Raw genomic sequence first — 3,537 nt, 5'->3', positions numbered from 1 at the left:
GCGGCACTGCGATCTAGGAGGTTTGGCCATGACTTCCTCTGAGTCGAATGAGCCGGCCGGCGCAGAACCCACCGCCCACATCGACCTGGAATCCGTCGCGGCCAACGCCAGCGCCGCCCGCGCACTCGAAGGCCTGCAGGCGGAAGCCGCCGCCGGTGAGGGACACGCCCAGCCGCCGATCGACCTGACCGCCGCCGCATTTTTCGACGTGGACAACACGCTGGTGCAGGGCTCGTCGGCGGTGCACTTCGGACGCGGGCTGGCGGCTCGCAACTACTTCACCTACCGCGACGTCATCGGATTCATCTACGCGCAGGCGAAGTTTCAGTTGCTGGGCAAGGAGAACAGCAACGACGTCGCCGCCGGCCGGCGCAAGGCGCTCGCGTTCATCGAGGGCCGGTCGGTCGATCAACTGGTCTCCCTGGGCGAGGAGATCTACGACGAGATCATCGCCGACAAGCTCTGGGCCGGCACCCGCGAACTCACCCAGATGCACCTCGACGCCGGCCAGCAGGTGTGGCTGATCACCGCCACGCCATACGAACTCGCCGCCACGATCGCGCACCGGCTCGGCCTGACCGGCGCCCTGGGCACGGTCGCGGAGTCCGTCGACGGCGTGTTCACCGGCAGGCTGGTCGGCGAGATCCTGCACGGCCCGGGCAAGGCACACGCCGTCCGGTCGCTGGCGATCCGGGAGGGCCTGAACCTCAAACGCTGCACCGCTTATTCGGACAGCTACAACGACGTGCCCATGTTGTCGCTGGTGGGCACCGCGGTCGCCATCAACCCCGATGCGCGACTGCGGGCGCTGGCCCGCGAACGCGGTTGGGAGATCCGCGACTTCCGCACCGCGCGCAAGGCGGCCCGGATCGGGGTGCCCTCGGCGTTGGCGCTCGGCGCGGCCGGCGGCGCGCTCGCCGCTCTGGCGTCCCGACGCCAATCGCGCTGATAGGCTGCGCCGCTGAGACGTATTCAAGCGGGGAGCGCAGGACATGACAGTCCCAAAAGAAGCCGAAGGACTTATCGGCAGTCACTACCGGGCACCGGACTACTTTCTGGTCGGGCGCGAGAAGATCCGCGAGTTCGCCACCTCGCTGCAGGACGACCACCCGACGCACTTCAACGAGGTTGATGCCGAAGCCGCTGGGTATCCCGGGCTGGTGGCTCCGTTGACGTTCCTCGCCATCGCAGGTCGGCGCGTTCAGCTGGAGATATTCACGAAATTCAGCATCCCGATCAACATCGCTCGCGTCATCCACCGTGACCAGAAATTCAAGTTCCACCGGCCGATCCTGGCCCACGACAAGCTGTATTTCGATACGTACCTAGACTCGGTAATCGAGTCCCATGGCACCGTGCTGGCAGAGATCCGAAGCGAAGTGACCGATGCCGACGGGGAACCGATTGTCACCAGTGTCGTCACGATGCTGGGAGAGTCTTCAAACCAAGAGGACGTTGAAGCTACCGCCGCGGCAGTGGCATCCATATCCGCAGGAAAGTTAGGGGCGTAGTAAATGTCTTCACAGGGGGAAGAGGGAAGCACCCAACTGAAGCCACCGGTCGACAAGGTCCGGTCGCACTACGACAAATCGAACGAATTCTTCAAGCTCTGGCTCGACCCGTCGATGACCTACAGCTGCGGGTACTTCGACGAGAATCCGGACCCGCAGAATCTGACCAAGACGCTCGAAGAGGCGCAGTACGCCAAGCGGAAGCTCGCCCTGGACAAGCTGAACCTCGAGCCCGGCATGACGCTGCTCGACATCGGCAGCGGCTGGGGCTCGACCATGCGGCATGCCGTCGCGGAATACGACGTCAACGTCATCGGCCTGACGCTGAGCGAAAACCAGCACGCCCACTGCATGGCGGAGTTCGAGAAGATGGACAGCCCCCGCCGCAAAGAGGTGCGCATCCAGGGCTGGGAGGAATTCCCGGACGAACCGATCGACCGCATCGTGTCGCTGGGCGCGTTCGAGCACTTCGCCGACGGTGCGGGTGACGCCGGATACGAGCGATACGCCACCTTCTTCAAGAAGTACTACGACCTGCTGCCCGACGACGGCCGGATGCTGCTGCACAGCATCGTGGTGCCCAGCGCCGAGGAGGGCAAGGCGATGGGCTTGCAGGTCAATATGACCCTGCTGCGGTTCATCAGCTTCATCCTCAAGGAGATCTACCCGGGCGGAAAGTTGCCCCAGGTCGATCTGGTCGACAAGTACTCGACCGACGCGGGTTTCAAGATCGAGCGCCACCACTTCATCGGCAAGAACTACGTTCCGACGCTGACCGCCTGGGGGGATGCCCTCGAGGCGCACAAGGACGAGGCGATCGCCCTGAAGGGGCAAGACACCTACGACATCTACCTGAAGTACCTGCGGGGCTGCTCGGACCTGTTCCGCGACGGCTACACGAACGTCTGCCAGTTCACCATGGTCAAGTAGTCACTACGGCACCACAGAGAACGCCACCGCGGATTTCCGCGGTGGCGTTTCCTTTTGCGCTTGTCAGCCGAAGAAGATGTTGCGCCGGCCGGCAAGCAACCGGTATAGCGTCTGCTGGATGGTCTCGCGGACCTGGTCGGTGAGCTCGAAGGTGACCATCGGGTCGTCGGCGTCTGATGCCGCGTAGTCGTTGGTGTAGATCGGCTCGCCGAAGGCGATGCGCCACTTCGACGGCAGCGGCACCAGGCCCGCAGGCCCGGCCAGCGGGAAAAGCGGCGTGATCGGGAAGTACGGCAGCCCGAACAGCCGAGCCAGCAGCTTGACGTCGGTGAGCATCGGGTAGATCTCTTCGGAGCCGATGATCGAGCAGGGGACGATCGGCGCCTTGGTCCGCAGCGCGGCCGTCACGAATCCACCGCGGCCGAAGCGCTGCAACCGGTAGCGGTCCTCGAAACGCTTGCCGAGGCCCTTGTAGCCCTCCGGGAACACGGCGGTGAGCTCGCCGGCGGCAAGCAGCCGGTGCGCGTCCGTCGTGCACGCCATGGTGTGGCCGGCCTTGCGGGCCGCTTCCCCGATCATGGGTAGGTCAAACACCATGTCGGCGGCCAGCAGCCGCAGGTCCCGGTGCGCCGGATGCTCGTCGTGGACGGCCACCGACAGCATCAGCCCGTCGAAGGGCAGCACCCCGGCGTGATTGGCCACCAGCAAAGCCGGGCCGTCGGTCGGCAGGTTCTCGATGCCGCTGACTTCCACGCGGAACCACGACCGGAAGAAGAGCCGCAGCAACGGACGCACGATCGCGCTGTTGAAGTGCGGATCGAAACCGAATTCGTCGACGGTGTAGTCGCCCATGAAACGCTGACGGAGGAATCCGGCGACCGAGGCGACGCGCTGGGCCAGTTCGTTGAGCGGCGCCTCCGCGGACGACATCGCGGCAGCGCGACGGTGATCGTCGATTTCGCGGACCACGGCGGCGAGTTGTTCCGCCGATGCGCGGCCGTGCGGATCAGAGAGAAGCGAGGGGTGCTGGCGAGCGGACTCCGCTCGCTGATCGGCTCTACGACGCGCCGCTACCCGACCCCGATTAGTGTGCAGT

The 3,537-nt window shown here is 65.1% G+C and carries 4 protein-coding genes; 3 read left to right on the top strand and 1 reads right to left on the bottom strand.

Going from position 1 to position 3,537, the window contains the following annotated elements; translation table 11 throughout:
• Nucleotides 1-28: 28 nt before the first annotated feature.
• Genes JOZ00_RS07730 through JOZ00_RS07720 form a run of 3 tightly spaced genes read left to right on the top strand, consistent with a single transcriptional unit; the run spans nt 29 to nt 2,441 of the window.
• The gene (locus JOZ00_RS07730) at nt 29-949 is read left to right on the top strand and encodes an HAD-IB family hydrolase (RefSeq protein WP_293342002.1); all 921 of its coding nucleotides are present in this window, start codon (nt 29-31) and stop codon (nt 947-949) included.
• A 43-nt stretch (nt 950-992) separates the two neighbouring features.
• On the top strand, nt 993-1,511 hold the full coding sequence (locus JOZ00_RS07725; protein WP_293341999.1) for a MaoC family dehydratase N-terminal domain-containing protein: 519 nt from the start codon (nt 993-995) through the stop codon (nt 1,509-1,511).
• 3 nt (nt 1,512-1,514) lie between these two features.
• Entirely contained in the window at nt 1,515-2,441 is a 927-nt protein-coding gene (locus JOZ00_RS07720; RefSeq protein WP_293341997.1) for a cyclopropane mycolic acid synthase family methyltransferase, read from the top strand.
• 63 nt (nt 2,442-2,504) lie between these two features.
• Here JOZ00_RS07720 and JOZ00_RS07715 read toward each other — a convergent pair whose 3' ends face one another.
• Nucleotides 2,505-3,536, bottom strand: coding sequence for a lysophospholipid acyltransferase family protein (locus JOZ00_RS07715; protein WP_293341995.1), 1,032 nt, complete (start codon nt 3,534-3,536; stop codon nt 2,505-2,507).
• Nucleotide 3,537 lies beyond the last annotated feature (1 nt).

It is taken from the genome of Mycobacterium sp., assembly GCF_019243155.1.
Classification (GTDB): domain Bacteria; phylum Actinomycetota; class Actinomycetes; order Mycobacteriales; family Mycobacteriaceae; genus Mycobacterium.
This window is presented reverse-complemented; position numbering and strand designations above follow the sequence as displayed.